At 42.4% G+C, this 23,778-nt stretch carries 21 protein-coding genes; 2 read left to right on the plus strand and 19 right to left on the minus strand.

Going from position 1 to position 23,778, the window contains the following annotated elements:
- Window positions 1-27: 27 nt before the first annotated feature.
- The 6 genes from pdxJ to purL all read right to left on the minus strand — a co-directional run bounded on the left by pdxJ (window position 28) and on the right by purL (window position 9,553).
- Complete coding sequence (gene pdxJ, locus SALWKB2_RS04215; RefSeq protein ID WP_025330434.1) at window positions 28-759, minus strand: pyridoxine 5'-phosphate synthase; 732 nt, start codon at window positions 757-759, stop codon at window positions 28-30.
- 79 nt (window positions 760-838) lie between these two features.
- Entirely contained in the window at window positions 839-1,150 is a 312-nt protein-coding gene (yfaE, locus tag SALWKB2_RS04220) for a class I ribonucleotide reductase maintenance protein YfaE (RefSeq protein ID WP_025330435.1), read from the minus strand.
- A gap of 55 nt (window positions 1,151-1,205) precedes the next feature.
- Window positions 1,206-2,339 carry a class Ia ribonucleoside-diphosphate reductase subunit beta gene (gene nrdB / locus SALWKB2_RS04225; RefSeq protein ID WP_025330436.1) on the minus strand — a complete coding sequence of 378 codons (1,134 nt, stop codon included), beginning with the start codon at window positions 2,337-2,339 and terminating at the stop codon, window positions 1,206-1,208.
- A gap of 86 nt (window positions 2,340-2,425) precedes the next feature.
- Window positions 2,426-4,705 (minus strand): class 1a ribonucleoside-diphosphate reductase subunit alpha, encoded by a 2,280-nt coding sequence (nrdA, locus tag SALWKB2_RS04230; RefSeq protein WP_025330437.1) that lies wholly within the window; start codon window positions 4,703-4,705, stop codon window positions 2,426-2,428.
- 386 nt (window positions 4,706-5,091) lie between these two features.
- Window positions 5,092-5,598 (minus strand): S-ribosylhomocysteine lyase, encoded by a 507-nt coding sequence (luxS, locus tag SALWKB2_RS04235; RefSeq protein ID WP_025330438.1) that lies wholly within the window; start codon window positions 5,596-5,598, stop codon window positions 5,092-5,094.
- A gap of 19 nt (window positions 5,599-5,617) precedes the next feature.
- Window positions 5,618-9,553, minus strand: coding sequence for a phosphoribosylformylglycinamidine synthase (gene purL, locus SALWKB2_RS04240; protein WP_025330439.1), 3,936 nt, complete (start codon window positions 9,551-9,553; stop codon window positions 5,618-5,620).
- 166 nt (window positions 9,554-9,719) lie between these two features.
- Here purL and SALWKB2_RS04245 point away from each other — a divergent pair, with 166 nt between their 5' ends.
- Entirely contained in the window at window positions 9,720-10,058 is a 339-nt protein-coding gene (locus tag SALWKB2_RS04245) for a P-II family nitrogen regulator (protein ID WP_025330440.1), read from the plus strand.
- Window positions 10,059-10,161: 103 nt separating this feature from the next.
- On the opposite strand, the gene SALWKB2_RS04250 is transcribed toward SALWKB2_RS04245, so the two are convergent.
- The 12 genes from SALWKB2_RS04250 to dapA all read right to left on the minus strand — a co-directional run bounded on the left by SALWKB2_RS04250 (window position 10,162) and on the right by dapA (window position 20,386).
- On the minus strand, window positions 10,162-10,749 hold the full coding sequence (locus tag SALWKB2_RS04250; RefSeq protein WP_025330441.1) for a biotin transporter BioY: 588 nt from the start codon (window positions 10,747-10,749) through the stop codon (window positions 10,162-10,164).
- An 86-nt stretch (window positions 10,750-10,835) separates the two neighbouring features.
- Window positions 10,836-12,173 carry an ATP-dependent protease ATPase subunit HslU gene (hslU, locus tag SALWKB2_RS04255; RefSeq protein ID WP_025330442.1) on the minus strand — a complete coding sequence of 446 codons (1,338 nt, stop codon included), beginning with the start codon at window positions 12,171-12,173 and terminating at the stop codon, window positions 10,836-10,838.
- A 57-nt stretch (window positions 12,174-12,230) separates the two neighbouring features.
- On the minus strand, window positions 12,231-12,764 hold the full coding sequence (gene hslV, locus SALWKB2_RS04260; protein ID WP_025330443.1) for an ATP-dependent protease subunit HslV: 534 nt from the start codon (window positions 12,762-12,764) through the stop codon (window positions 12,231-12,233).
- A gap of 231 nt (window positions 12,765-12,995) precedes the next feature.
- Window positions 12,996-13,544, minus strand: coding sequence for a hypothetical protein (locus tag SALWKB2_RS04265; protein ID WP_025330444.1), 549 nt, complete (start codon window positions 13,542-13,544; stop codon window positions 12,996-12,998).
- 257 nt (window positions 13,545-13,801) lie between these two features.
- The gene (locus SALWKB2_RS04270; protein ID WP_025330445.1) at window positions 13,802-14,620 is read right to left on the minus strand and encodes a symmetrical bis(5'-nucleosyl)-tetraphosphatase; all 819 of its coding nucleotides are present in this window, start codon (window positions 14,618-14,620) and stop codon (window positions 13,802-13,804) included.
- 60 nt (window positions 14,621-14,680) lie between these two features.
- A complete protein-coding gene (locus SALWKB2_RS04275) occupies window positions 14,681-15,067 on the minus strand; it encodes a RidA family protein (RefSeq protein ID WP_025330446.1) in 387 nt (128 codons plus the stop codon).
- Window positions 15,068-15,097: 30 nt separating this feature from the next.
- Window positions 15,098-16,297, minus strand: coding sequence for a radical SAM family heme chaperone HemW (gene hemW / locus SALWKB2_RS04280; RefSeq protein WP_025330447.1), 1,200 nt, complete (start codon window positions 16,295-16,297; stop codon window positions 15,098-15,100).
- Window positions 16,290-16,901, minus strand: coding sequence for an RdgB/HAM1 family non-canonical purine NTP pyrophosphatase (gene rdgB, locus SALWKB2_RS04285; RefSeq protein WP_025330448.1), 612 nt, complete (start codon window positions 16,899-16,901; stop codon window positions 16,290-16,292). Before rdgB ends, hemW begins: the two co-directional genes overlap by 8 nt.
- Complete coding sequence (locus SALWKB2_RS04290) at window positions 16,894-17,133, minus strand: NGO_0222 family membrane protein (protein WP_025330449.1); 240 nt, start codon at window positions 17,131-17,133, stop codon at window positions 16,894-16,896. Before SALWKB2_RS04290 ends, rdgB begins: the two co-directional genes overlap by 8 nt.
- A gap of 193 nt (window positions 17,134-17,326) precedes the next feature.
- Window positions 17,327-17,569: a hypothetical protein gene (locus SALWKB2_RS04295; RefSeq protein ID WP_025330450.1), complete on the minus strand. Its 243-nt coding sequence runs from the start codon at window positions 17,567-17,569 to the stop codon at window positions 17,327-17,329.
- Between the two features lie 746 nt (window positions 17,570-18,315).
- A complete protein-coding gene (gene bamC / locus SALWKB2_RS04300) occupies window positions 18,316-19,464 on the minus strand; it encodes an outer membrane protein assembly factor BamC (RefSeq protein ID WP_025330451.1) in 1,149 nt (382 codons plus the stop codon).
- 46 nt (window positions 19,465-19,510) lie between these two features.
- On the minus strand, window positions 19,511-20,386 hold the full coding sequence (gene dapA, locus SALWKB2_RS04305) for a 4-hydroxy-tetrahydrodipicolinate synthase (RefSeq protein ID WP_025330452.1): 876 nt from the start codon (window positions 20,384-20,386) through the stop codon (window positions 19,511-19,513).
- Between the two features lie 224 nt (window positions 20,387-20,610).
- Between dapA and SALWKB2_RS04310 the strand changes: the two genes are divergently transcribed.
- Window positions 20,611-22,005: a nucleobase:cation symporter-2 family protein gene (locus SALWKB2_RS04310; RefSeq protein WP_025330453.1), complete on the plus strand. Its 1,395-nt coding sequence runs from the start codon at window positions 20,611-20,613 to the stop codon at window positions 22,003-22,005.
- A 253-nt stretch (window positions 22,006-22,258) separates the two neighbouring features.
- Here SALWKB2_RS04310 and SALWKB2_RS04315 read toward each other — a convergent pair whose 3' ends face one another.
- The gene (locus SALWKB2_RS04315; protein WP_025330454.1) at window positions 22,259-23,659 is read right to left on the minus strand and encodes a DHA2 family efflux MFS transporter permease subunit; all 1,401 of its coding nucleotides are present in this window, start codon (window positions 23,657-23,659) and stop codon (window positions 22,259-22,261) included.
- Window positions 23,660-23,778: the final 119 nt, after the last annotated feature.

Below are 23,778 nucleotides of genomic sequence, written 5' to 3' on the forward strand. Positions count from 1 at the left end.
TGTTCCTTTTGCTGGTAAAAGGTTAGGTTAATAAGGAAGGCTGCGTGCACGGAAAATAGTGGTCTTCATTTGTTCAATGGCTTGTGGTAAGCCGATGAAAATAGCCTGAGCAATCAGGGCATGACCAATATTCAGTTCGTTTATAGCCAGAATTTTAGCAATAGGGGTGACATTGTGAATATTCAGACCATGGCCTGCATTAACAGTTATGCCCATTTCACTGGCCTGATGAGCTGCTTCTTCGATTCGTGCCAGCTGCTGCCGGCGCTGATGCATTTCAGGTGCATCTGCATAAGCACCGGTATGCAGCTCAATAACTGGAGCACCGACTTCCTGACAGGCCTGTATCTGCCGGCTATCTGCATCAATAAACAGTGATACCCGTATCCCCGCAGCTGTCAGTTTCTGGACATATTCTGCTACTTTATCCTGTTGTGACAGAACATCCAGTCCGCCTTCTGTGGTGATTTCCTGTCTTTTTTCCGGTACGATACATACGTCGGCAGGCTGAACAGCCAGAGCGTTGTCAAGCATTTCCGGGGTAAGTGCCATTTCCAGATTAAGACGGGTGCTGATGGCATTTTTTACGGCAAATACATCAGCATCATGAATATGGCGGCGATCTTCACGTAAATGCATGGTAATCAGATCGGCACCATGTGTTTCGGCAAGCAGTGCTGCTTCCAGCGGGCTGGGATAGATACTGCCGCGAGCGTTACGTACTGTTGCCACATGATCTATGTTTACGCCAAGTAACATAAGTTTTTACCTAGTGCTGAGTTAAATGGATGTCACGATACTTTACCTTTTTCCGGCGGTAAAGATAACCGGTTTAACTTTATTTATCTGCAAATAAATCGTTGTCAAAAAGGTCTGGATTGTGTTCCGGTGTATCGGTTCGAAGATGGCAGACCAGATGCAAATCGGTTTTTACCTGACAGCAGCAGGGAAGTATCTCTCCCGGGGCGATAAAGGCCAGCGGCTGTTCTGCATAACTGACCTGCCCGGATAGCAGTTTGAGCCGGCATGAACCACAGTAACCGCTGCGACACTGATATTCAACTTCATGTCCGGTACGTTCCAGACCTTCCAGCAGGGTTTCATCCTGCTGAAGAGTGAATGTTTTGTCGCAGGTGGTGATTAAGCTCATTTTAGCTGAAGCTGCTCCGGTAGATTTTGTTGAAAACTGGGTTCAGACAGAAGTTTTAAAGTTCAAAATCGCTTAAGTCGTCTTCATTAAGTTCGGCATCAATCTGACCAACCAGATATGAGCTGACTTCTACTTCCTGTGGTGCTACCTGAACATTGTCGGAAGATAACCATGCATTAATCCACGGAATGGGATTTTGTTTGGCATGTTCAAAAGCCGGCGGTAAGCCTACAGCCTGCATACGCAGGTTGGTGATATATTCGACATACTGACCAAGAATATCTTTGTTCAGACCAATCATGGATCCGTCTTTAAATAAATATTCTGCCCAGTCTTTTTCCTGTATGGCAGCACGACGGAAAAGCCGGAAACATTCTTCTTCTGTTTCAGCCGCTATCACCGCCATTTCCGGATCATCTGCGCCGGTACGCATCAGGTTAAGCATTTGCTGGGTACCTGTGAGGTGTAAAGCTTCATCACGGGCAATCAGTTTGATGATTTTGGCATTGCCTTCCATCAGTTCGCGCTCAGCAAAAGCAAAGGAGCATGCAAATGAAACATAAAAGCGGATTGCTTCCAGTACATTGACACACATCAGGCATAAATACAGCTTTTTCTTTAGTTCATGTAAATTGATTACAATGGTTTTACCGTTAATCTCATGTTCACCTACGCCCAGTAAGTTGTAGTACTGGGTATATTCGATTAAATCGTCGTAGTAACAGGCAATTTCTTCAGCACGGGCAATAATGTGCTTGTTTTGTACAATATCATCAAACACAACCGAAGGATCATTCACGATATTGCGGATAATGTGAGTGTAACTGCGTGAATGAATGGTTTCAGAAAAAGACCATGTTTCAATCCATGTTTCCAACTCAGGAATAGATACCAGAGGCAGTAAGGCAACATTAGGACTGCGCCCCTGAATGGAATCAAGCAGGGTCTGATATTTCAGATTACTGATAAAAATATGCTTTTCATGCTCTGGTAAATTGGCATAATCGATGCGATCACGCGATACATCTACTTCTTCAGGGCGCCAGAAGAATGAAAGCTGTTTTTCAATCAGTTTTTCGAATATATCAAATTTCTGCTGGTCATAACGGGCTACATTAACCGGTTGTCCGAAGAACATCGGTTCTGTCAGGGCATTATTCGGTTTTTGACAGAATGTACTGTAATTCATAGACAGATGTTCACAGGCCATGGCGATACTCTTTATTTAATTAATGTAGAAAAAGGAGATAAGGGTGCTGATGCACCCTTGTTTAATCAGATTTTGCAAGCACCGCTGGCGCAACCGTCATCCTGAATACTGGTTTGCATATCATCGGCACCATCACGGGTATTCTGGTAATACAAAGTTTTCAGACCAAATTTATAGGCTGTCAGCAAATCTTTGATTAATTGCTTCATCGGGACTTTTTGTCCTTCAAAACGCTGCGGATCGTAATTGGTATTGGCGGATATCGACTGGTCGATAAATTTCTGCATAATACCGACTAAATGCAGATAACCTTCATTATTCGGCATATCCCAGAGCAATTCATACTGGTTGTGCAGACGTTCGAATTCCGGTACTACCTGTTTAAGAATACCATCTTTGGATGCCTTCACCGATACCAGCCCGCGCGGTGGTTCAATACCGTTTGTAGCATTGGCAATCTGGCTGGATGTTTCTGATGGCATGAGTGCCGTCAGGGTGGAATTACGCAGGCCGTGTTTAACTATATCGGCACGCAATGATTCCCAGTCCAGATGCAGAGGTTCCTGACAGATTTTATCCAGATCTTTTTTGTAAGTATCAATCGGTAATAAACCCTGAGCATAAGTAGTATCGCTGAATTTTGGGCATGCTCCCAGTTCCTGTGCCAGTTTGACAGAAGCTTTCAGCAGATAATACTGAATGGCTTCAAAAGTCCGGTGGGTAAGGTTTATGGCAGAACCATCACTGTATTTAACGCCATTTTTAGCCAGATAGTATGCAAAGTTAATGACACCGATACCTAATGTCCGCCGGTTCATGGTAGCCAGTTCAGCTGCTTTGATAGGGTAGTTCTGATAATCCAGCAAAGCGTCCAGAGCACGGGTAGCCAGCTCGGCCAGTTCTTCGAGTTCTTCCAGACTTTCCAGTGCACCCAGATTAAATGCTGAAAGGGTACAGAGAGCTATTTCTCCCTCAGGGTCTTTAATGTCATTCAACGGACGGGTAGGTAAAGCAATTTCCAGACACAGATTTGACTGACGAACCGGAGCCAGTTTGGGGTCAAACGGGCTGTGGGTATTACAATGGTCGACATTCTGAATGTAAATACGTCCGGTACCGGCACGTTCCTGCATTAATAATGAAAATAAATCTACTGCCGGAATACTGCGGCGGTTGATGCTGTTGTCTTTTTCGTATAAAACATAAAGACGTTCGAATTCGTCCTGATCTGCAAAAAATGCATCATATAACCCCGGGACATCTGAAGGCGAAAACAGACTGATATTTTCACCTTTAATTAGGCGGGTATACAGCAGGCGATTAATTTGTACACCGTAGTCAAGATGTCGTACGCGGTTTTCTTCAACTCCGCGGTTGTTTTTCAGTACCAGCAGATTTTCTACTTCCAGATGCCACAAAGGATAGAACAGGGTAGCAGCACCACCGCGGACACCGCCTTGTGAGCAGGATTTCACAGCTGCCTGAAACATCTTATAAAATGGAATACAGCCTGTATGCTGTGCCTCTCCGCCACGGATTTCGCTGCCCAGTGCACGGATCCGGCCAGCATTAATGCCAATGCCTGCGCGCTGAGATACATACTTCACAATTGCACTGGTAGTTGCATTGATGCTATCAAGACTATCATCACATTCAATCAGTACGCATGAAGAAAACTGACGGGTCGGGGTGCGAACACCTGACATAATTGGTGTTGGCAGGGAAATTTTAAAAGTACTGATGGCATGATAGAATTTTTTTACATAAGTCAGTCTTGTAGCCTGGGGGTAACGGGCGAACAGGCACATTGCTACCAGCATGTATAAAAACTGCGGACTTTCAAAAATTTGTTTGGTAACACGGTTCTGAACCAGATATTTGCCTTCCAGCTGTTTAACTGCAGCATATGAGAAAGTTAAATCACGGTTATGTTCGATGCAGTCATTCAGTTCATCAAATTCTGTACGAGAATAATCTTCTAAAATATGTTTATCGTACTTACCTGATTCTGTCAGCTTACTCACATGATCATACAGATGAGGCGGCTCAAACTGGCCGAAAGCAATTTTACGCAGATGAAAGATAGCTAAGCGGGCTGCCAAATACTGATAATCCGGTGTTTCTGTGGAAATCAGGTCGGCTGCTGCTTTAATAATGGTCTCGTGAATATCGTCAGTACGAATACCATTATAAAATTGAATGTGTGAGCGCATTTCGACCTGAGATACGGATACATTATCCAGGCCTTCTGCAGCCCAGGTAACGACCTGATGAATTTTATCCAGATTGATGTCTTCCAAACTACCATTACGTTTGGTTACTTTAAGGTTGGCAACCGCATTCATGAGTTATTCTTTCTAGCATAATTAACGCAGAAAAAAACAGTGCCAACACAAAATGTAGTGGTCAACTGTTATTCCAGACACAATATACTGGTTTTTTGCTTTAAAAAAAAGACTTGTCAAAACTGACTATATCCGCTTCTTGATAATGGTTGGGTTAAGTGAAGTAATGATTTTTGTTGATTGACAAGTAGTTTGCTTTGATTTGTCTCAATTTGAATAAAATTGTAAAAAAAATTATTAATTTTTTTGTTTTATTAGTTTTTTTATATCAGGGGATAAGTTTATGCTGTATATATCTACATTTACAGGAAAAAAGAAAAACTGCCTAAAATATAAGCTCAGCACAGCTTCGTTTAATTTCAGGCAGCAATGACAACGATTAATATCTAGTGTTGCAATAGTGACTCATCTAGTTTTAAATCATTGTTATAATTGATACTAATTTGATTTTCAAGAACTGTTCGGGCAATGGACTTGGCTTCTTCAAGTGAATGCATGGTATAGCTGCCACACTGGTAGCGGTTAAGTTCAGGTATGCGGCTCTGATCAGTTACCGCAAGCACATCCTGCATAGATTCCGCCCAGGCTTTGGCCACAGTTGCTTCATCTGGTGTTCCGATCAGACTCATATAAAAGCCAGTGCGGCAGCCCATTGGTGAGATATCAATAATTTCCACTTGATCACTGTTAAGATGGTCGCGCATGAATCCGGCAAACAAATGTTCAATAGTATGCATGCCTTTTTCAGGCAGTATAGTCTGATTCGGTTTGCAGAAGCGTAAATCAAATACAGTAATGTCATCTCCTTTGGGTGTGGTCATATTCTTAGCCACACGTACTGCCGGAGCATGCATACGGGTATGGTCTACAGTAAAACTGTCGAGTAATGGCATGATGATTCCCTCGCAATTATCAGTTTAAAATTTTTCGTGCATTGGCAAACAGCCGGTACCAGCCGGACATTTCCGGCCAGTCACGCGGAGCCCAGCTCATTTGCGCTGTCTGGAATACCCGTTCAGGATGCGGCATCATAATGGTGACGCGGCCGTCCGTACTGCTGACACCGGCAATACCGGCCGGAGAGCCATTCGGATTGAGCGGATATATATCCGTTACCTGATTCTGACCATCAATATACTGGAGTGCAACAGAAAGATCTGCCGGTATGGCGTCATTGGTCAGGTGAGCAAAATCTGCACGTCCTTCACCATGACTCACTACTACCGGTAAACTACTTCCGACCATATCAGCCAGAATTAATGATGAGGAAGCCGGAATAGTGACCATGCTCAGGCGAGCTTCAAACTGTTCGGAAATATTGCGCCGAAAGCGTGGCCAGTTATCTGCACCTGGGATAATTTCAGCCAGATTGCTGAGCATCTGACAGCCGTTACACACGCCTAGTGTCAGGGTATCCTGTCTGTCAAAGAATTCTGCAAACTGTTGTCGCAGTTGTTCATTAAATAGGATACTTTTTGCCCATCCTTCTCCGGCGCCCAGTACATCACCATAGCTGAATCCGCCACAGGCAGCCAGCAGTTGAAAATCACTTAATTTAACCCGTCCGCTTAGTAAATCACTCATGTGAACATCGTAAGTTTCGAAATTAGCGCGGGTAAATGCGGCCGCCATTTCTAATTGTCCGTTAACGCCCTGTTCACGAAGAATGGCAACTTTAGGCTGCTGATGCCGATGAATATAAGGTAAAGCAATATCTTCTGCCGGGTTAAAACTCAGGCTGGCAAATAATTCTGACAGCTGTTCCTGCTCCAGTAAGGCAAATTCACTGTCTGCACAGCAAGGATTATCGCGTAAGCGTTGCATTTGATAACTGGTTTCACTCCACCTCTTTTGCAATTCAACCCGGTTTTCATTGAGTAAAACAGTATTACCATGCTGAACCATTAACCGGTCAGTTGTATTGATGTGACCAAGCACATGTAAAGTTTCAGCCATACCGGCAGAGGCAAAAGCATTCTGAATGCCGGCAAGGTCATCATTGTGTATCTGAATAACCGCACCAAGCTCTTCTGTAAACAGACTGCGTACAGCGGCATCTTGCAGCTTCTGATTCTGGCTGTGCTTATTGGTTTGCCGGATGAGAGATGCAATATCAATAGTCACCCCGATATGGGCAGCAAACATCATTTCAGCCAGTGTTACTACCAATCCGCCATCACTGCGGTCATGATAGGCCAGAATTTTATTTTCCTGAATCAATGACTGAATAAGTGTGAAAAATTTAGAAATAATTTCGGGATTGCTGATATCCGGAGCTAAGCCGCATAGATTTTTCCATACCTGCTGCAAGGCACTGCCACCCATTCGGCTGTATCCCTGACCGAGGTCAATGGCCAGCAGGGTAGTATCTGCAATATTCTGTAGCTCAGGTGTCACAGTGTTGAGCACATTCTGAACCGGTGCAAAGGCTGTGATGACAGCAGATAAAGGCGAAACTACCCTTTTTTCTTCACCGGCATCATGCCAGCGTGTTTGCATTGATAATGAATCTTTGCCTACAGGTATACTGATTTGCAGTTTCTGGCACAGTTCGGATACGGCTTTGACAGTCTCATACAGACGGGCATCTTCTCCGGCAAAACCACAGGCAGCCATCCAGTTGGCAGAAAGTTTAATTTTGCCCATTTCTCCGATGTCTGTGGCAGCAATATTGGTTAATGCTTCACCAACTGCCATACGCCCTGAGGCTGCACCGGAAAATAAAGCTACAGGTGATTTTTCACCCATACTCATGGCTTCGCCACGTAAGGTATTAAAGCCCATTTTGGTTACAGCAACGTCTGCAACCGGTGTCTGATATCTTCCAATCATCTGATCGCGATGCGTAAGACCACCAACACTGCGGTCACCAATGGTAATCAGAAATTGTTTGCTGGCTACAGCAGGCAGACCTAATACTCTGTACAGGCTTTCACGAATATCCAGTTTACTTCCGTCAAAAGGAGGAATCTCTTCATTAACAGCAGAATCAGTGCGAGTCACTTTAGGTGGTTTGCCCAGTAACACGTCCAGAGGAATATCTACCGGATTGTTATTGAATAATTCATCATGTAATTGCAGCTGGCCCTCATCAGTAGCTGTGCCGACAACAGCAAACGGACAACGTTCACGCTGGCATATGGACTGAAATATTTCCAGATTTTCAGGCTGTACTGCCAAAACATAGCGTTCCTGAGCTTCATTACACCAAATCTGCAACGGATTAAGGCCGTGTTCTTCAAGTGGTATGCGACGTAACTGAAAGATTGCCCCGCGGCCGGCATCGTTGACCAGCTCCGGAAAAGCGTTGGATAAGCCACCTGCACCAACATCATGGATGGATATAATCGGATTTTCTGAGCCAAGTTGCCAGCAGCGGTCAATAACTTCCTGTGCACGCCGCTCAATTTCAGGATTGCCACGCTGTACTGAGTCGAAATCCAGATCAGCATGATTTGCTCCGGTACTCATGCTGGAGGCTGCTCCGCCACCCAAACCAATCAGTAAGCCCGGTCCGCCCAGCTGAATAAGTAATGCACCTGCGGGAATATTGTCTTTGAAAACCTGCTGTGCCTGTATATTACCCAGCCCGCCTGCAATCATAATAGGTTTATGAAAGCCGCGCATAGTACCACTGAATAATTCTTCAAATGTACGGAAATAGCCGAGCAAATTAGGACGACCAAATTCATTATTAAAGGCTGCGCTACCGATCGGGCCATCCAGCATGATATCCAGCGCACTGCTGATATGGGCTGGCTTACCATACTGATTACGTGTAGTTGTATATTGTTCCCATGGCTGGATAAATTCGGGAATACAAAGATTAGAAACACTGAAACCGCTTAAACCTGCTTTAGGACGTGCGCCTTTTCCTGTAGCGCCTTCATCACGGATTTCCCCGCCGGAACCGGTTGCAGCACCGGCAAATGGTGCGATAGCAGTAGGGTGGTTATGGGTTTCCACCTTCATCAGAATATGTGTTTCTTCAGTGCTGAACTGATATTTCTGCTGTTGATTTGCTTGTGGGTAAAAGCGTTCAATACTGGCACCGGCAATGATTGATGAATTGTCTTTGTAAGCGACCAGTGTACCTTCAGGATGTGCCTGATGCGTAGCCCGAATCATGCCAAACAGAGATTCAGGTTTGGCTTCATCATCAACAATAAATTTGGCATTAAATATTTTGTGTCGACAATGTTCTGAGTTTGCCTGAGCAAACATCATCAGTTCTACATCGGTAGGATTACGTTGCAGTTGCTGATAATTTTCAACCAGATAATCTATTTCATCTGCGGATAATGCCAGCCCCATTTGCTGGTTAGCTGCTTGCAGAGCTGTTTTGCCATTTGCCAGTATGTCAATACTGGTAAAACTTTTTGCCGCAGTTGTGTGAAACAGTTGTGCAGCATCTGCTACAGCAGTTAGTACACTTTCTGTCATGCGGTCATGCAGTATGGTTTGCCAGCTATCCTGTTCCTGCTGACTAAGCTCGCGCGAAAATGAATACAGGATGCCGCGCTCAATGCGCTCAATTACGTTTAGTGCGCAATTGTGTGCAATATCGGTTGCTTTGGATGCCCACGGTGAAATAGTGCCCAGACGGGGTGTAACCAATAATTGCGTGCCTGTCAGAGTATTGCTGTTCTGATGAGTAGCACGTAAAAGTTGAAGCAGTTTTTGCTGTTGACCAGAATCAAGTTCGGTGGCTGAAGCCACAAAATAGCGATATTCGCTGTTTATCTGAATATTACAATCCAGTTGTAATCTGGCTGCCTGCTGTAACAATTTTTCGATACGAAACGGGGATAGTGCGGCCTCGCCGCACAGTGACAGAACAACTGACATGATGAGAGTAGCTCACTTTAGTAGTGGGTTTTGGCTGAAACGCAATTTTACGCGAAAAATAAGTGCTTTGCTTAAATTTATGTTATTAAATCATGGTAGTTTGAGTTTCAGATAAGGATATGGTAGTTTTTAGCACTGTGGATACAGTAAAAAGGAACATGGCGGCATGAAAAAAATTGAAGCAATTGTTAAACCGTTTAAGCTGGATGATGTACGTGAAGCTTTGTCTGATGTAGGTTTCAGCGGAATGACTGTATCTGAGGTCAAAGGTTTTGGTCGGCAGAAAGGACATACAGAAATTTATCGCGGCGCTGAATATGCAGTAGATTTTTTACCCAAGGTAAAAATTGAGCTGGTATTACCGGATGACAGAGTAGAACAGGCGATTGAGGTAATTATTACCGCTGCTCATTCCGGCAAAATCGGAGATGGTAAAATTTTTGTATTGCCGGTAGAAAGCGCTATTCGTATTCGAACCGGAGAGCGGGATGATACGGCAATTTAAAAAATAGTCAGAATAAATAGAAAACCGTCTGAGAATAGCAGTGATAATATGACTCAAGTATGTTAATACATTGCTTTCGTACGGTTTTCTTATCTTGAAGATATTAGCTTGGCTTTTTACCAAATTGCCACAGAGTGAACATAATAGCCGCAGCAATAAAAAATTTAAGTAAATCAAAACCGGCAAATGGCAGATAGCCTAATTGCAATGCATGATAAATACTGGTATGCAAATAAAAAGCCAGATAAAAAACACCAAAGACAAATATAATCTGATGAGCAAGTGCAAAGGCGCATAATCCGCTGAAAAAATGTCGGTCATAGCCTCTTTCAGCAGCCCAGCCGGCGATATACGCACTGAATATGAAACCGTACAGATAACCGGCAGAGGCTGATACCAATACATTTATTCCGCCATGCCCGCCCGCAAAAAAGGGCAGACCGCAGGCGCCGAGCAGCAAATATTCAAGTATGGCTAATACAGCAAGCTTTCGCCCTAAAAATGCACCGAGCAGTAAAACTGCCAGTGATTGCAGCGATAAAGGGACGGGGTGCAGAGGAATGCTTATATTGGCTGATATAGCCATTAATAATGCTGCTAATGTAGTTGCAAGTAATTGGTGCGACCACTGGGTTAACCTATAGTGCTGCAAAAGATAAGGCTGATAGGTTTGCGATAAAATTGAGGTCATGGATTGGTTATATTTAGTTGAATATCAGGGAGAAAAAAAGAGGTTCGCAATTAATAAAAAGCGGCCGAAGCCGCTTGAATATAGAATTACAATACGTAACGAGCCAGATCCTCACGTTCAGCTATATCCTGTAAACGCGCATCAACGTAAGCTGCGTCAATGGTTATATCGCCGGCAGGCGCATCAAAGGAAACTTCTTCAAGTAATTTTTCCATAACTGTATGCAATCGGCGTGCTCCAATATTTTCGGTTTTTTCATTAACCTGAAAAGCGATTTCAGCAATACGGGCAATGCCGTCATCAGTAAATTGCAGATTGACATCATCAGTAGCCAGTAAAGCAGAATACTGTTCAGTCAAATTAGCATGGGTCGTTGTCAGAATGGCTTTAAAGTCATCTACACTCAGATTATCCAGCTCAACACGAATCGGAAAGCGCCCCTGTAATTCGGGGATTAGATCACTGGGTCGATTAAGATGAAATGCGCCAGATGCAATAAATAAAACATGATCAGTTTTAATCATGCCATACTTAGTCTGTACCGTTGTCCCTTCAACCAGAGGCAGTAAATCACGCTGCACACCCTGACGTGAAACATCTCCGCCATGGCGACTGCTGTCAGTAGCAATTTTATCAATTTCATCCAAAAATACGATGCCATTTTGTTCAACTGACTTAATTGCCTGTTCACGTAACTCTTCTTCGCTTACCAGTTTAGCTGCTTCTTCATCCAGCAGTAATTTCATAGCAGCGCTTACTTTCATTTTCTGAGCTTTGGTTTTACCCTGTCCCATGCTGCTGAACATATCTTGCAACTGATTCGTGAAGTCTTCCATTCCCGGAGGACCCATAACAGACATGGTCGGAGAAGGATTAGCGGCAACCTCAATCTCGATTTCCTTATCGTCAAGCTCGCCTTTACGCAGCATCTGACGGAATTTCTGCCGGGTATGATTTTCCGGTTGAGCTTCCTGTGGCTCACCGGCAAAACCGACACTGCGTGGCGGAGGCAGCAGGGCATCCAGAATGCGGTTTTCTGCGGCATCCTGAGCACGGTCGCGATTTTTAGCGATTGTCTGGTTACGAATGTTTTTCAGGGCAATTTCAATCAAATCGCGAATAATACTGTCAACATCACGGCCTACATAGCCTACTTCAGTAAATTTGGTAGCTTCTACCTTAATAAAAGGTGCGTTGGCCAGACGGGCAAGTCTGCGGGCTATTTCAGTTTTACCTACACCAGTAGGCCCGATCATCAGAATATTTTTCGGAACGATTTCGCTTTGTAAGGGTTCGGCAACGCGACTGCGGCGATACCGGTTTCTCAGCGCTACTGCTACTGCACGTTTGGCCTGAGTCTGCCCGATAATATGATTATCTAATTCATGAACGATTTCGCTCGGGGTCATTACAGATGTACTCATCTTGTTCCAATCTTGAGATATGACCGTTTTTAAATACAAATTAAACGGCCAATAAAATTACAAGGTTTCAATAGTGTGGCTCTGATTTGTGTAAATGCAGATGTCACCGGCAATCTCGAGGGACTTTTTAACTACTTCAGCCGGTTCAAGCTCGGTATTTTCCATTAATGCACGTGCTGCCGACTGGGCAAAAGCACCACCGGAACCAATAGCTGCAATGCTTTGTTCCGGTTCGAGCACATCACCATTTCCGGTAATTACCAGTGTATTTTTTTTATCTGCCACAATTAACATTGCTTCCAGACGGCGTAATGCGCGATCGGTACGCCATTCTTTAGCCAGCTCAATTGCAGCCAGCATCAGTTTACCCTGATGTTTTTGCAATTTACTTTCAAATAGTTCTATCAGGGTAAATGCATCAGCGGTACCCCCGGCAAAACCGGCCAGCACCTGATTGTTATACAGTTTGCGTACTTTGCGTGCAGTCCCTTTAATAATGGTATTACCCAGTGTCACTTGACCATCTCCACCGATGGCGACGTTTTCACCGCGGCGAACGGAAATAATGGTTGTACCGTCGAATTGTTGCATGTCTCGTGATCCTTTGCTGACCAGCAGCCGGATAGCTGCCGGAGAAAATAACTGCATTTAAATAAGGGCAGTTATTACCGCTTTCAAGTTAAACCATGATTTATTCTGATTTATTAGAATTTGTCTGTCACTCCGGCTGGCTAGTACAGATACGAAGTAGGAGAGTTCTTTATTCATATATAAAATAAAAACGGCAACCTGAAAGGTTGCCGTTGTTCAAAGCACAAGCAATTATTTTTTGTGTTTGTATACTTTTTTGGTAGTAACAGTTTTGGTGGTTTTAACAGTTTTGGTTTTAGCCGGAGCTACTGCCACTGTACCATTATCTATTACGCAGTTCTGGGTAACGATTTGCGGAACAATTTTTTCCTGACCGTTAATTACCTGTTTGCTTGGCTGTAACAGACCCAGAGCACCAACTTTATCTACAGTATCGCTGTTGGCAATAGCGGTTTTCCAAGTAATGCCTTCTGGAGAAACAAAAGTATTGTAGTTAACATCACGTGCATCACGCATCATTACAGGAGAAAGTCTGCCCTGATAATTTACCTGAGCTGCCACGACATTCTGACCTTGCAATCCATACATTACAGTCAAACGGTTTTTAGCTGCACCAGTACCGCACAAATAAGCTACTTCTTTACGCGCATCAATCTGTACATTCGCTGTAGTTGCTGCAGGTACGGCTACCTGTGTAGAAGGTGCTTTATGATGATGTTTTGATGCACAACCGGTAACAGCCAGCATCAACAATACAGCCGGGACAAGAACTTTTTTCATGACAACTCCTTATAAGCATTTATGAATAAATCTTCTGATAACATAAACCATCATACTTGGCTTAGGTAAAGATGCAATAGCTGTATCTTAGTCTTTTTTAGCTAATGTAGGGTAGTATTAAATAATACAGTTTAAACGTTATCGTTACTGTATTAATAGTACATGAATAAAAAATTCTTCACAACATCATGTTTCAAGTGAAATATTTGTTTTCAAGGCCAACTATCAGTATGTGAAGGTCATTATTTTAACTGTATTTAATTTTCAATATTTAACTTTATTTCACTTGGTATCTGTACCACGCTTCTGTCATTCAGATTAAATGCTGTTAGGCTACCCCCCCATAAAGCACCGGTATCCACACACACAACATGATCGGCCTGATAAAAACCTAATGTCGACCAATGACCGAATAGAATGGTTTTATCGATATTTTGTCGGTGCGGCGCCTTAAACCATGGAATATGATGTACTGGTATATTAATGAGCGTCCCTTTATAATCAAAATCCATTGCTCCATCATCAGTCAGTGCACGCATCCGGGTAAAGCTGTTAGTGATAAAACGCAATCTCTCATCGCCACTGAGATTATTGTTCCAGCGAACAGGTTTATTGCCATACATTTGGGAAAAAAAATGTTCCGGAGTATTTTGCAATACGGTTTCCACTTCCTGAGCCAGTAGCTGTGCCTGATCGCATGTCCATTCTGGCCAGATACCTGCATGGACCATGACATAATTGTCCTGCTGGCGATATAAAGGCTGTCGGAGTAACCAGTCAATTAATTGTTTTCTGTCGGGCGCATTCAGAATGTCACTGATTGTATCTGCACGTTTGAGTTTGCCATAACCATAATGCAGTGCAAGTAAATGTAAGTCATGATTTCCCAGAATAGTCTGCATACAGCCATCATGCTGTTTTACCAGACGCAATGTGGCAAGTGATTGCGGGCCCCGGTTTACCAGATCTCCGGTAAGCCATAAGGTATCAGTACCGGGATTAAAATTCAGTTTATCCAGTAGTTTTTTAAACTCTGTCAGACATCCCTGTAAATCACCAATCACATACTGTGCCATATTCATCTCCTGAGAAATCGGGATAAACCTAATCAAACTGGTTTGTCCCGATTTGTCTGTTTACTTGTCCAGTACCAGAATGGCTTCAGCTTCAACCAGAGCACCTTTAGGTAAAGCAGAAACTTCAACAGCAGCACGAGCTGGATAAGGAGTTGTAAAGTATTGCGCCATAATCTCATTAAACGTAGCAAAATTACTCAAATCAGTCAGATAGGCATTTACTTTTACCAAGTCATTCAGACTGCCTCCGGCAGCTTCTGCAACCGCCCGGAGATTTTTAAACACCTGATGTGCCTGTTCAGCAAAACCACCATCAACGATTTGCATTGTTTCAGCTACTAACGGAATCTGACCGGAAAGATATACTGTATTGCCAGCACGTACTGCTTGTGAATAAGCACCGATAGCGGCCGGTGCTTTCTCAGTATGAATAATATTTTTTCCCATGTTTTTACTCCTTGGTATGAAAAGGGGTTATCAGTCTTTCAAAAATAAAGCCAGTAAATCATTCAGAAAAGTACGTCCGAGTGCAGTCGGACGTAAGTTTAACGGATCTGCGTCCATTAAACCTCGCTCTACGGCCTGAGTAATCGCATATTGAATGGAGGTAACAGGCAAGCCGGTACGCTCGCTAAACCATGTAGTAGGAACTCCATCAGTTAATCTCAGAGCATTCAGCATAAATTCAAAAGGTAAATCCTGTGCAGAAATTTGCCGGCGGACAATAGCACACTGAGGTTGCTGCTGCATCGCTTGCAGATAATCTTTCGGATGCCTGCACCGAGTAGTGCGCTCAATTGCCTGAGCACTGGATATCTTACCATGAGCGCCAGCTCCGATACCGATATAATCGCCAAATTGCCAGTAGTTCAGATTATGCCGGCATTGTTGCTGAGGGTGGGCGAAGGCAGACGTTTCATAATGATGAAAACCTGCCTGTGACAGTGATGTATGTACAGCTTCTTCTATATCAGCAATATGGTCATCATCTGGTAGCTTCGGAGGAGGTGAATGGGCAAAAGGTGTATTGGGTTCCAGTGTAAGCTGATAAGCACTAATGTGCCTTACTCCGGTTGCAATTGCTGTATTAATATCTTCCTTTGCCTGTGCGACAGTTTGTCCTGGTAAGGCATACATCAAATCAATATTGAGTTTAGGAAACAGGATTAAGCCTGATTCAATGGCATTTAGTGCTTCTTTGCGGTTATGAATTCTACCCAGTGCAGCCAGTTTGTCATTGGCAAAACTTTGTACTCCGATGGAAAGCCGGTTTATACCAGCTGCTGCATAGTCTGCAAAACGATCGCGTTCAAATGTGCCCGGATTGGCTTCAAGGGTAATTTCTGCTGTGGGTATCAGATTAACCCGTGCACGAATGCCGCTTAAGAGCTTTTCAAATGCAGATGCGGAAAACAGACTGGGTGTCCCTCCGCCGATAAAAATTGTGTGAACAGACCTACCCCAGAAATAAGGCAGTTCAGTTTCCAGATCAGTTAATAAGGCAGCAATATACTTCTGCTCATCCAGTTCCTGCTTAAGCTGATGCGAATTGAAGTCGCAATACGGACATTTGCGAACACACCATGGAATATGAATATACAGAGATAGTGGCGGTAAACTGGTCAAAGCTGGCGTAACAGAATGCGGTATTTGCAGAGAAACGGGAAACTCAGACATGAGTATTCAGACCATACTGCTGACGCAGTTTATCCATTAAAATATTTAATGCCTGAGCACGATGACTTATCCGGTTTTTTTCTTCCTGACTCATTTGTGCAGCAGTCAGTTTCTGGTCTGGAACATAAAAATGCGGATCGTATCCAAAACCATTGCTTCCTGCAGCAGAGGATTGCCACAGCCCAGACCAATTGGCTTCAGCAATTAATGGCTGTGGATCATCAGGATGACGCACTAAAACCAGTACGCATACATAAAACACACTTTTGTCATCACAATTGCGTAATTCATCATCCAGCTTGGCATTGTTGGCTGTATCTGATTTTGGTTCTGTACCTGCATAACGTGCTGAATGGACGCCAGGTTTGCCATGCAGTGCATTGGCACAAATACCAGAATCATCGGCTAATGCCGGTAAGCCACTATAACGGCTGGCATGACGTGCTTTAGCAAGTGCATTTTCAACAAATGTGACATAAGGTTCAGGGCACTCAGGAATATTAAATTCAGACTGCGGAACAACTTCGATATTTAAAGAATTAAACAGGCGGCTGAATTCAGCCAGCTTGCCCTGATTATTACTGGCAAGAACAATTTTATTCATGGTTTACATCATTTGAGGATAACACTTGATTAATTTGCCGGTATGCACGTTCACGCAAAGTAAATGCCAGCGCAGCAAATTGCCCCAGTACACTAATGAAAGCGAGTAAACAGCAGATTATCGCAATAGTGTGCTGTTGATGTACCCAATAATAACAGCCCAGCACAACCCAGCCAATAAACATAAATGTACATGAAGCCAGAATGAGTAATAAAAGTTTGAGTTTCGTCATTCGTAAATGCTTTAAAAAGATATAAATTGGCTGGACAGATTGGTTAATTAAGAAAGATACAGCTATTTACGATTATTACTTACAGCCGAAATAAAATAAATCAGTTTATAAATCAATTTTAAGTAAAAAAATATGAGTTATTTATAAAATACAGATTAATATTAATTATAGTGATTTCATAAACTGAAAAATTTTATTTTTTTCCCAATGAAGTAAAATCTGTAGTTGTTTCAGATTTCTGCTGATTCTCTTGTTTCATTTTGGTTAATTTAAAGGTCAAAGGCATTTCTCCGATGGCCATAATTGCACCTAGGATAAAAAATGTTTTACTATAAATTGTCAGTTGCTGATCTTTATTATAGAGAAAAAATCCGATACCGAGAAAGATTACAAACATAAGGCTTGTGCAAATATGCATTATAATTAATTTTTTCATTAGTCTGACATTATAAAAGGTTAAAGAAGAAATTCCAGCCAATTATATACAGAAAATCTGTTAAATGAAAACTATTGTAAATATTTAAATAATAAATATTTACAACTTATAGTTAAAAATATGCATATAAAATAAATTAATATTATTGAAAATGGATATTGAATTAATTTAAGTTTCGATTAATTTTAATTATTTTAATGGTAAATGGCGTTAGTATTATTAAGCCGAAAGCAGCAATAACAAAGCAGGTGATACTGTACCATAATGGAAAGCGTATATCCGCAAAGAATATTGTACCGATAACTAAAGCTCCAATTACGGTCATTGAAAGAACACAATAACTAACAATTAATTTTTTCATATTTGACACTTCAGAATTTTTTATTTTCTATCTTTAGAATCTGTTTATCTGTCTAATAGACAAGAAAACCGGTTTTATAATAAACAGATTGAACAGTAAAAAAGATTGTATAAAAATAATTTTATTTTTAAAAGATATAAATATTAAATCGTTAGTATGTAATTTAAAAAAGTATTTGATAAGTAATTTAATCGAATCCTGAAAACAGCATAAAACAAAAATCCGGTGCCAGTTAAGTTAATCTTAAAGTAATTAATTAGCTCTGATTAGAAATCAAACAATCCATTTAATCCAAATTGATTCTAATTATTTAATTAGGCGACCTGAAATAAAAGTCTGAGTAGTTGTTTGGTTTAAAAAAGCCTGCATAAGCAGGCTGTTAAAGTTAGCGTAATTGCTGATCCAGTTGCTGAAGCCATTTTGTGGCATCTTTTCCGGTATATATTGTGCCATCTTCATTGGCCAGAGTGACACGTGTTCCGCCATCTTTGAGAGGTATTGCCAGTACCATCAGACGAGGTTGCTGTTTTGGCTGTTGCTGTTGTTCAGCTTTTTTGCTGCGCCCGAACATACGTCCGAATAATCCTGGTTTTTTATGAGAAACAGAAGAGGCTTCTGCAGCAGCTACTTCAACCAGATAAGCATATTGACTCTGGTTTTCTCCAATTACATTCAGACCAACACGATCCAAAGCCAGTGCAACACGACGCCAGTTACGTTCCTGAGGCCCAAGCAGGTAAATACTATTGCCATCAATTTTGGCTAAATTGTATTCATTCGGGTTTTGTTTTTGGGCAGCTATCTGTTGCTGTACCTGTTTGGCGTCTGCACCAAGATATTGCATAAAGCGCGCAAGAAATGCTGCTTCCAGCTCAGGCTCATTTGGTCTTGGCTGCCATGCAGTGCTGTCACCATCTTTGCTGGTATAGACTTCTTTCATACCTTTCTGGCTGAAGAATACATCTGTACCGCCTTTGCTGTTACGTTCCAGACGGATAGTAAACATATCCCGCTCGCCGCTGGAGTAAACACCACCCAGACCTACTTTTTCGAATATACCGCGAATCACATCAGATGGCAGTTTGGCACGGTTTTCCGCCCAGTTGGTTTGCATCAGACCAATGGATGGTTCTTCACGCTCGATGGTAAAGCCCTGTTCCTGCCAGAATGCTCTGAGCAGCGGCCATAATTCAGCAGCTTGCTTGTTATCGATAGTCAGCCAGCGAATACTGCCATCACGTTGTAAATGAATATTCGGTACCTGAGTCAGTACCTGTGCATTCGCATTATTCTGAGTTTTGCCTGCTTTCTTGTTCATGTCACTGGCACGTACAGCCCCATTAATCAGTGTACTGCCAGGTGCACTAAAGCGGTTCCCCTGATTCGGATCAGTCAAATCAGGAGGTACATCCAGCTGAACAATTTTTTTATTGTCAGACTGATAATCCAGTTTAGGCAGGTTATCTTTTTTGCTGGCACAGGCGGCAAGACTGGCTGCCAGCAGGGTTAGTGCAACGGTTTTACTTATATTCATATCGGCCACTTTCAGTGTGCATTACAATGACAATGTAGGCTTGTGTTTAAATTAATTCGGCTTCCTGCATGGCGGCTAACACGACAGCCTGTCCGGCAGGAGTTAATTCAGTAATAGGCAGTCGGCAAACCGGATTGATTTTACCCAGTTTAGACAGTGCCCATTTCGTTGGTGCAGGGCTTGGTTCACAGAAAAGATCACCATGCAGACGCTGTAATTTATCATTTAAAGCGCGTGCACCGGTAATATCTCCGCGCAAAGCTGCATGACACATATCTGCAAACAATTTCGGAGCAACGTTAGCAGTAACGCTGATCACACCATGACCACCGCACAGTAAAAATGCCAGGGCAGTAGGATCATCACCGGAATAAACTGCAAAATTTTCAGGTACGTGCTTAAACAGATAACATGCACGGCCAATGTTTCCAGTGGCTTCTTTAATACCAACAATATTGTCAATTTCTGCCAGACGTAAGGCAGTGTCTGGTTGCATATCGGCAACAGTGCGACCCGGGACATTATACAAAATCATGGGGATACTGGTTGCTTCGGCAATAGTTTTAAAGTGGCGGTAGATACCTTCCTGATTCGGTTTGTTGTAGTAGGGTACTACAGACAAAGTCATATCTGCACCAGCCTGCTGAGCCTCCTGAGCCAGATAAATTGCTTCGTGAGTATTGTTGGCGCCAGTACCGGCAATTACTTTCACACGTCCGGCTACATGTTCTACAGCAGTTTTGATGACATTCAAATGCTCATCCACGCTGAGTGTGGCTGATTCACCGGTTGTTCCCACGGCGACAATGGCATCGGTTCCGGACTCGATATGCCAGTCAATAAGCTGTTTGTATTGTTCATAATCAATACTGCCATCTTCATGCATAGGCGTTACGATGGCAACCAGGCTGCCTGTCAACATAATTCTACCCTTTACAGGTGAGCTAAAAATGTGATGATTGTAGCGTATTTTTTGCTTACATGGAAAACTGCCGGTATTTGAACCACTTTTGATAAAAGTAGTTTGCTTGTGTTAAAGATTCTATTCCTCAATAGTTTGCTCTGGATTAAACAGCGCCGTATCGCTTAAAATACGCTGCTTTATATACATTTCACACATGCATAAAGCAAATAAGGAAGGATGACATGGCCGATAATTCCTCTGTTCGTAAGCAGAATGAACACTCTGATCTGGTCTATGGTCTGGAGGAAAAACCTCCTGTTTTAAATGGTTTGCTCAGTGCATTAACCCATTTACTCGCTCTTTTTGTCCCTATGGTGGCACCGGCTCTTGTGGTGGGCGGTGCGCTGAAACTGCCGGCTGACATGACTGCTTATCTGGTCTCAATGTCTATGGTGGCTTCAGGTATAGGTACTTATATTCAGGTACACCGCTTTGGTGTTATTGGTTCAGGGCTGTTATCAATTCAATCAGTTAATTTTTCATTTGTCACTGTCATGATTGCGCTGGGGCTGGGCATGAAAGAAAGCGGGATGAATGAAAATACTATGATTTCAACTTTACTGGGCGTCTCATTCGTGGGCGCCTTTTTAGTAATCGGGGCATCATGGCTGTTACCTTTTCTGAAAAAAATCATCACACCTACTGTAAGCGGAGTTGTGGTATTGATGATAGGCCTGAGTCTTATTCATGTCGGTATTACTGACTTTGGCGGTGGTCTTGCTGCAAAAGCAAATCATACTTTCGGTTCATGGTCTAATCTGGCTCTGTCCACATTTGTACTGTTTACTGTATTGTTATTTAACTGCTTTAAAAATGCATGGTGGCGTATGGCCGGCATTGCGGTAGGTTTGATATCAGGTTATGTAATTGCGATTTTTATGGGAATTGTAGATTTTTCCAATCTGCACGATTTACCCTTAATTACAATACCGATTCCCTTTAAATACGGCTTTGCTTTTGACTGGCATGCTTTTATGGTGGCCGGTACCATTTATCTTTTAAGTGTGTTTGAAGCAGTAGGTGATTTAACTGCTACCGCCATGATTTCTAATCAGCCGGTAGATGGTCCGTCGTACACAAACCGTTTACGCGGCGGGGTAATGGCTGATGGTCTGGTGTCGGTGATTGCTACAGCACTGGGTTCATTGCCGTTAACCACTTTTGCCCAGAATAATGGCGTTATTCAGATGACGGGAGTTGCTTCCCGGTATGTCGGTAAATATATTGCTGCTATTCTGATTATACTTGGCTTATTTCCATGGGTTGGTGCTATTTTTACTACTATTCCCAGTCCGGTTTTAGGTGGGGCAATGGTGGTTATGTTCGGTTTGATTGTCACCGCCGGTATCAGAATTATTATTACTGCTGGTATCCGACGCCGTGAAGCAGTTATCTGTGCTACATCACTGGGGCTTGGTCTGGGTGTGGCTTTTGAACCGGAAGTGTTTGCTCAGTTACCAATATTGTTTCAAAATCCGATTTGTATGGGCGGAATTGTAGCGATTATTCTAAATATAGTGTTGCCACATGATAAAAGTGAACCTGCTGTTTATTTAAGTGACGATATTCCACATTAATTAATATCTGAAAAAAGGCTGCCAAAAATATTGGCAGCTTTTTTTTATAAATTTAAAATAATAATTTTAAATAGTAAGCTCTATTTTAATTAATGAGTACTATAAATTACATGGAAAAATTTAATTATTTGTAATTCTGAATGGTATTAGTTTTGTATTAAAAATTACTTTTAGTTTGATATTATCCTTTGATTTAATAACAATATCAGGCAGGTAAGTAGCTTGTTTTGTCAGAATTCAGAAAATTGTTAATCTATGCATTTTCCTTTGAAAGCAGATTAGCACCGTCAGTTGAATGCAGACGGGCAAATATCCAGCTTGAAAGCAGAGTGAACACGCCGAGAATAATAAAAGTAATGCGAAAGGCGGTAGTAATATTGTGATTGATAAAGCTGGCACGACTGAAAGATTGCAAAAGTAATGCGCCAATTGCTATACCGAAACTTAATGCCAGTTGCTGGTTAACAGCCATCAGACTGGTGCCGCTACTAACTTGATTAGGACGTAAATCAGCCAGTGTAATGGTATTCATACCAGTAAATTGCAAAGAATTGCAGGCGCCCAAAATACACAGATGTAATAATATCAACCATTGCGGTGTACTGGCACTGATTAAAGCGAGTGACATAATCAGTATACCGATAATACGTGTGTTCCAGGCAAGTGTATTACGATAACCAAAATGATTCATTAAAGGCTTCAGAAAGGGTTTGGCAAATATAGCTGCCAAAGCAAGAGGCATCAGCAGCCAGCCTGAATTTACCGCATCATAGTTAAAAGCAACCTGAAATAATAAAGGCAATAATAAAGGCAGGGCACTCATGCCAAGGCGGCTTACTAAATTACCTGCCAGCCCCAGACGAAATGTACGCACCAGAATTAAATGCGGAGGATACAAAGCACGGTTGTTCTGACGTGCATGAGCAAGATAGGCAAATAAAGCGCCAATACCTGCAATAGCCATCATACAGCCAAATAAAATATTGTTAGCATGTGACATGGTTTCAAAAGTAAGCGTCATGCAAAAAGCAGATGCCGAAAACAGAAAGAAACCTAATCCATCAAAGTAATTTGCCGGACGGTTAAAATTGGGCATGATATACCAGGTAACCAGTAATCCTAATAACCCTATCGGTACATTAAGCAAAAATATCCAGTGCCAGCTGGTATATACCACAAGATAGCCACCAATAATCGGCCCCAGTACTGGTCCGATCAGTGCCGGCATGATGGCATAGTTCATAACAGTTATGAGTTTAGAGCGGTCGTAGGCCTGCATCATGGTTAAACGGGCTACAGGTGTTAACATTGCGCCACCCAAACCCTGAATGATTCTGGCCAGTACTAGCAAAGCCAGATTATTACTTGCAGCACACAGTACAGATCCGATAATAAATATGACCATAGAACCCATAAAAAGTTTACGTGTTCCTAATTTATCCGATAGAAAACCAGACAGAGGCATCATTATTGCTAGAGTTAGCGCATAGGCAATAATTGCAGATTGCATATTAAGCGGCGACTGCCCCAGATCGGCAGCCATTGAGGGCAGAGCAGTATTCAGGATAGTAGCATCCAGCTGCTGCATAAAAATGGCTATTGCCAACAAAATGGGCAAAAAACGTGAGGGTTTACTGTCGTTAATAGTAGCCATAATTGCTGTTTATCAATAATGGATTCATTTATTATAACAGACTCATGTGATGCATCATTTTGTTAATATAAAAGCATAAATCTATGAAAATATATTTCTTATATTCATAATTTTAAGAT

Source organism: Snodgrassella alvi wkB2, assembly GCF_000600005.1.
GTDB lineage: Bacteria > Pseudomonadota > Gammaproteobacteria > Burkholderiales > Neisseriaceae > Snodgrassella > Snodgrassella alvi.

Coding starts and splice junctions, on each gene's coding strand:
- pdxJ (WP_025330434.1), bottom strand. CDS start 759: ATGTTACTTGGCGTAAACATAGATCATGTGGCAACAGTACGTAACGCT.
- yfaE (WP_025330435.1), bottom strand. CDS start 1,150: ATGAGCTTAATCACCACCTGCGACAAAACATTCACTCTTCAGCAGGAT.
- nrdB (WP_025330436.1), bottom strand. CDS start 2,339: ATGAATTACAGTACATTCTGTCAAAAACCGAATAATGCCCTGACAGAA.
- nrdA (WP_025330437.1), bottom strand. CDS start 4,705: ATGAATGCGGTTGCCAACCTTAAAGTAACCAAACGTAATGGTAGTTTG.
- luxS (WP_025330438.1), bottom strand. CDS start 5,598: ATGCCATTACTCGACAGTTTTACTGTAGACCATACCCGTATGCATGCT.
- purL (WP_025330439.1), bottom strand. CDS start 9,553: ATGTCAGTTGTTCTGTCACTGTGCGGCGAGGCCGCACTATCCCCGTTT.
- SALWKB2_RS04245 (WP_025330440.1), top strand. CDS start 9,720: ATGAAAAAAATTGAAGCAATTGTTAAACCGTTTAAGCTGGATGATGTA.
- SALWKB2_RS04250 (WP_025330441.1), bottom strand. CDS start 10,749: ATGACCTCAATTTTATCGCAAACCTATCAGCCTTATCTTTTGCAGCAC.
- hslU (WP_025330442.1), bottom strand. CDS start 12,173: ATGAGTACATCTGTAATGACCCCGAGCGAAATCGTTCATGAATTAGAT.
- hslV (WP_025330443.1), bottom strand. CDS start 12,764: ATGCAACAATTCGACGGTACAACCATTATTTCCGTTCGCCGCGGTGAA.
- SALWKB2_RS04265 (WP_025330444.1), bottom strand. CDS start 13,544: ATGAAAAAAGTTCTTGTCCCGGCTGTATTGTTGATGCTGGCTGTTACC.
- SALWKB2_RS04270 (WP_025330445.1), bottom strand. CDS start 14,620: ATGGCACAGTATGTGATTGGTGATTTACAGGGATGTCTGACAGAGTTT.
- SALWKB2_RS04275 (WP_025330446.1), bottom strand. CDS start 15,067: ATGGGAAAAAATATTATTCATACTGAGAAAGCACCGGCCGCTATCGGT.
- hemW (WP_025330447.1), bottom strand. CDS start 16,297: ATGTCTGAGTTTCCCGTTTCTCTGCAAATACCGCATTCTGTTACGCCA.
- rdgB (WP_025330448.1), bottom strand. CDS start 16,901: ATGAATAAAATTGTTCTTGCCAGTAATAATCAGGGCAAGCTGGCTGAA.
- SALWKB2_RS04290 (WP_025330449.1), bottom strand. CDS start 17,133: ATGACGAAACTCAAACTTTTATTACTCATTCTGGCTTCATGTACATTT.
- SALWKB2_RS04295 (WP_025330450.1), bottom strand. CDS start 17,569: ATGAAAAAATTAATTATAATGCATATTTGCACAAGCCTTATGTTTGTA.
- bamC (WP_025330451.1), bottom strand. CDS start 19,464: ATGAATATAAGTAAAACCGTTGCACTAACCCTGCTGGCAGCCAGTCTT.
- dapA (WP_025330452.1), bottom strand. CDS start 20,386: ATGTTGACAGGCAGCCTGGTTGCCATCGTAACGCCTATGCATGAAGAT.
- SALWKB2_RS04310 (WP_025330453.1), top strand. CDS start 20,611: ATGGCCGATAATTCCTCTGTTCGTAAGCAGAATGAACACTCTGATCTG.
- SALWKB2_RS04315 (WP_025330454.1), bottom strand. CDS start 23,659: ATGGCTACTATTAACGACAGTAAACCCTCACGTTTTTTGCCCATTTTG.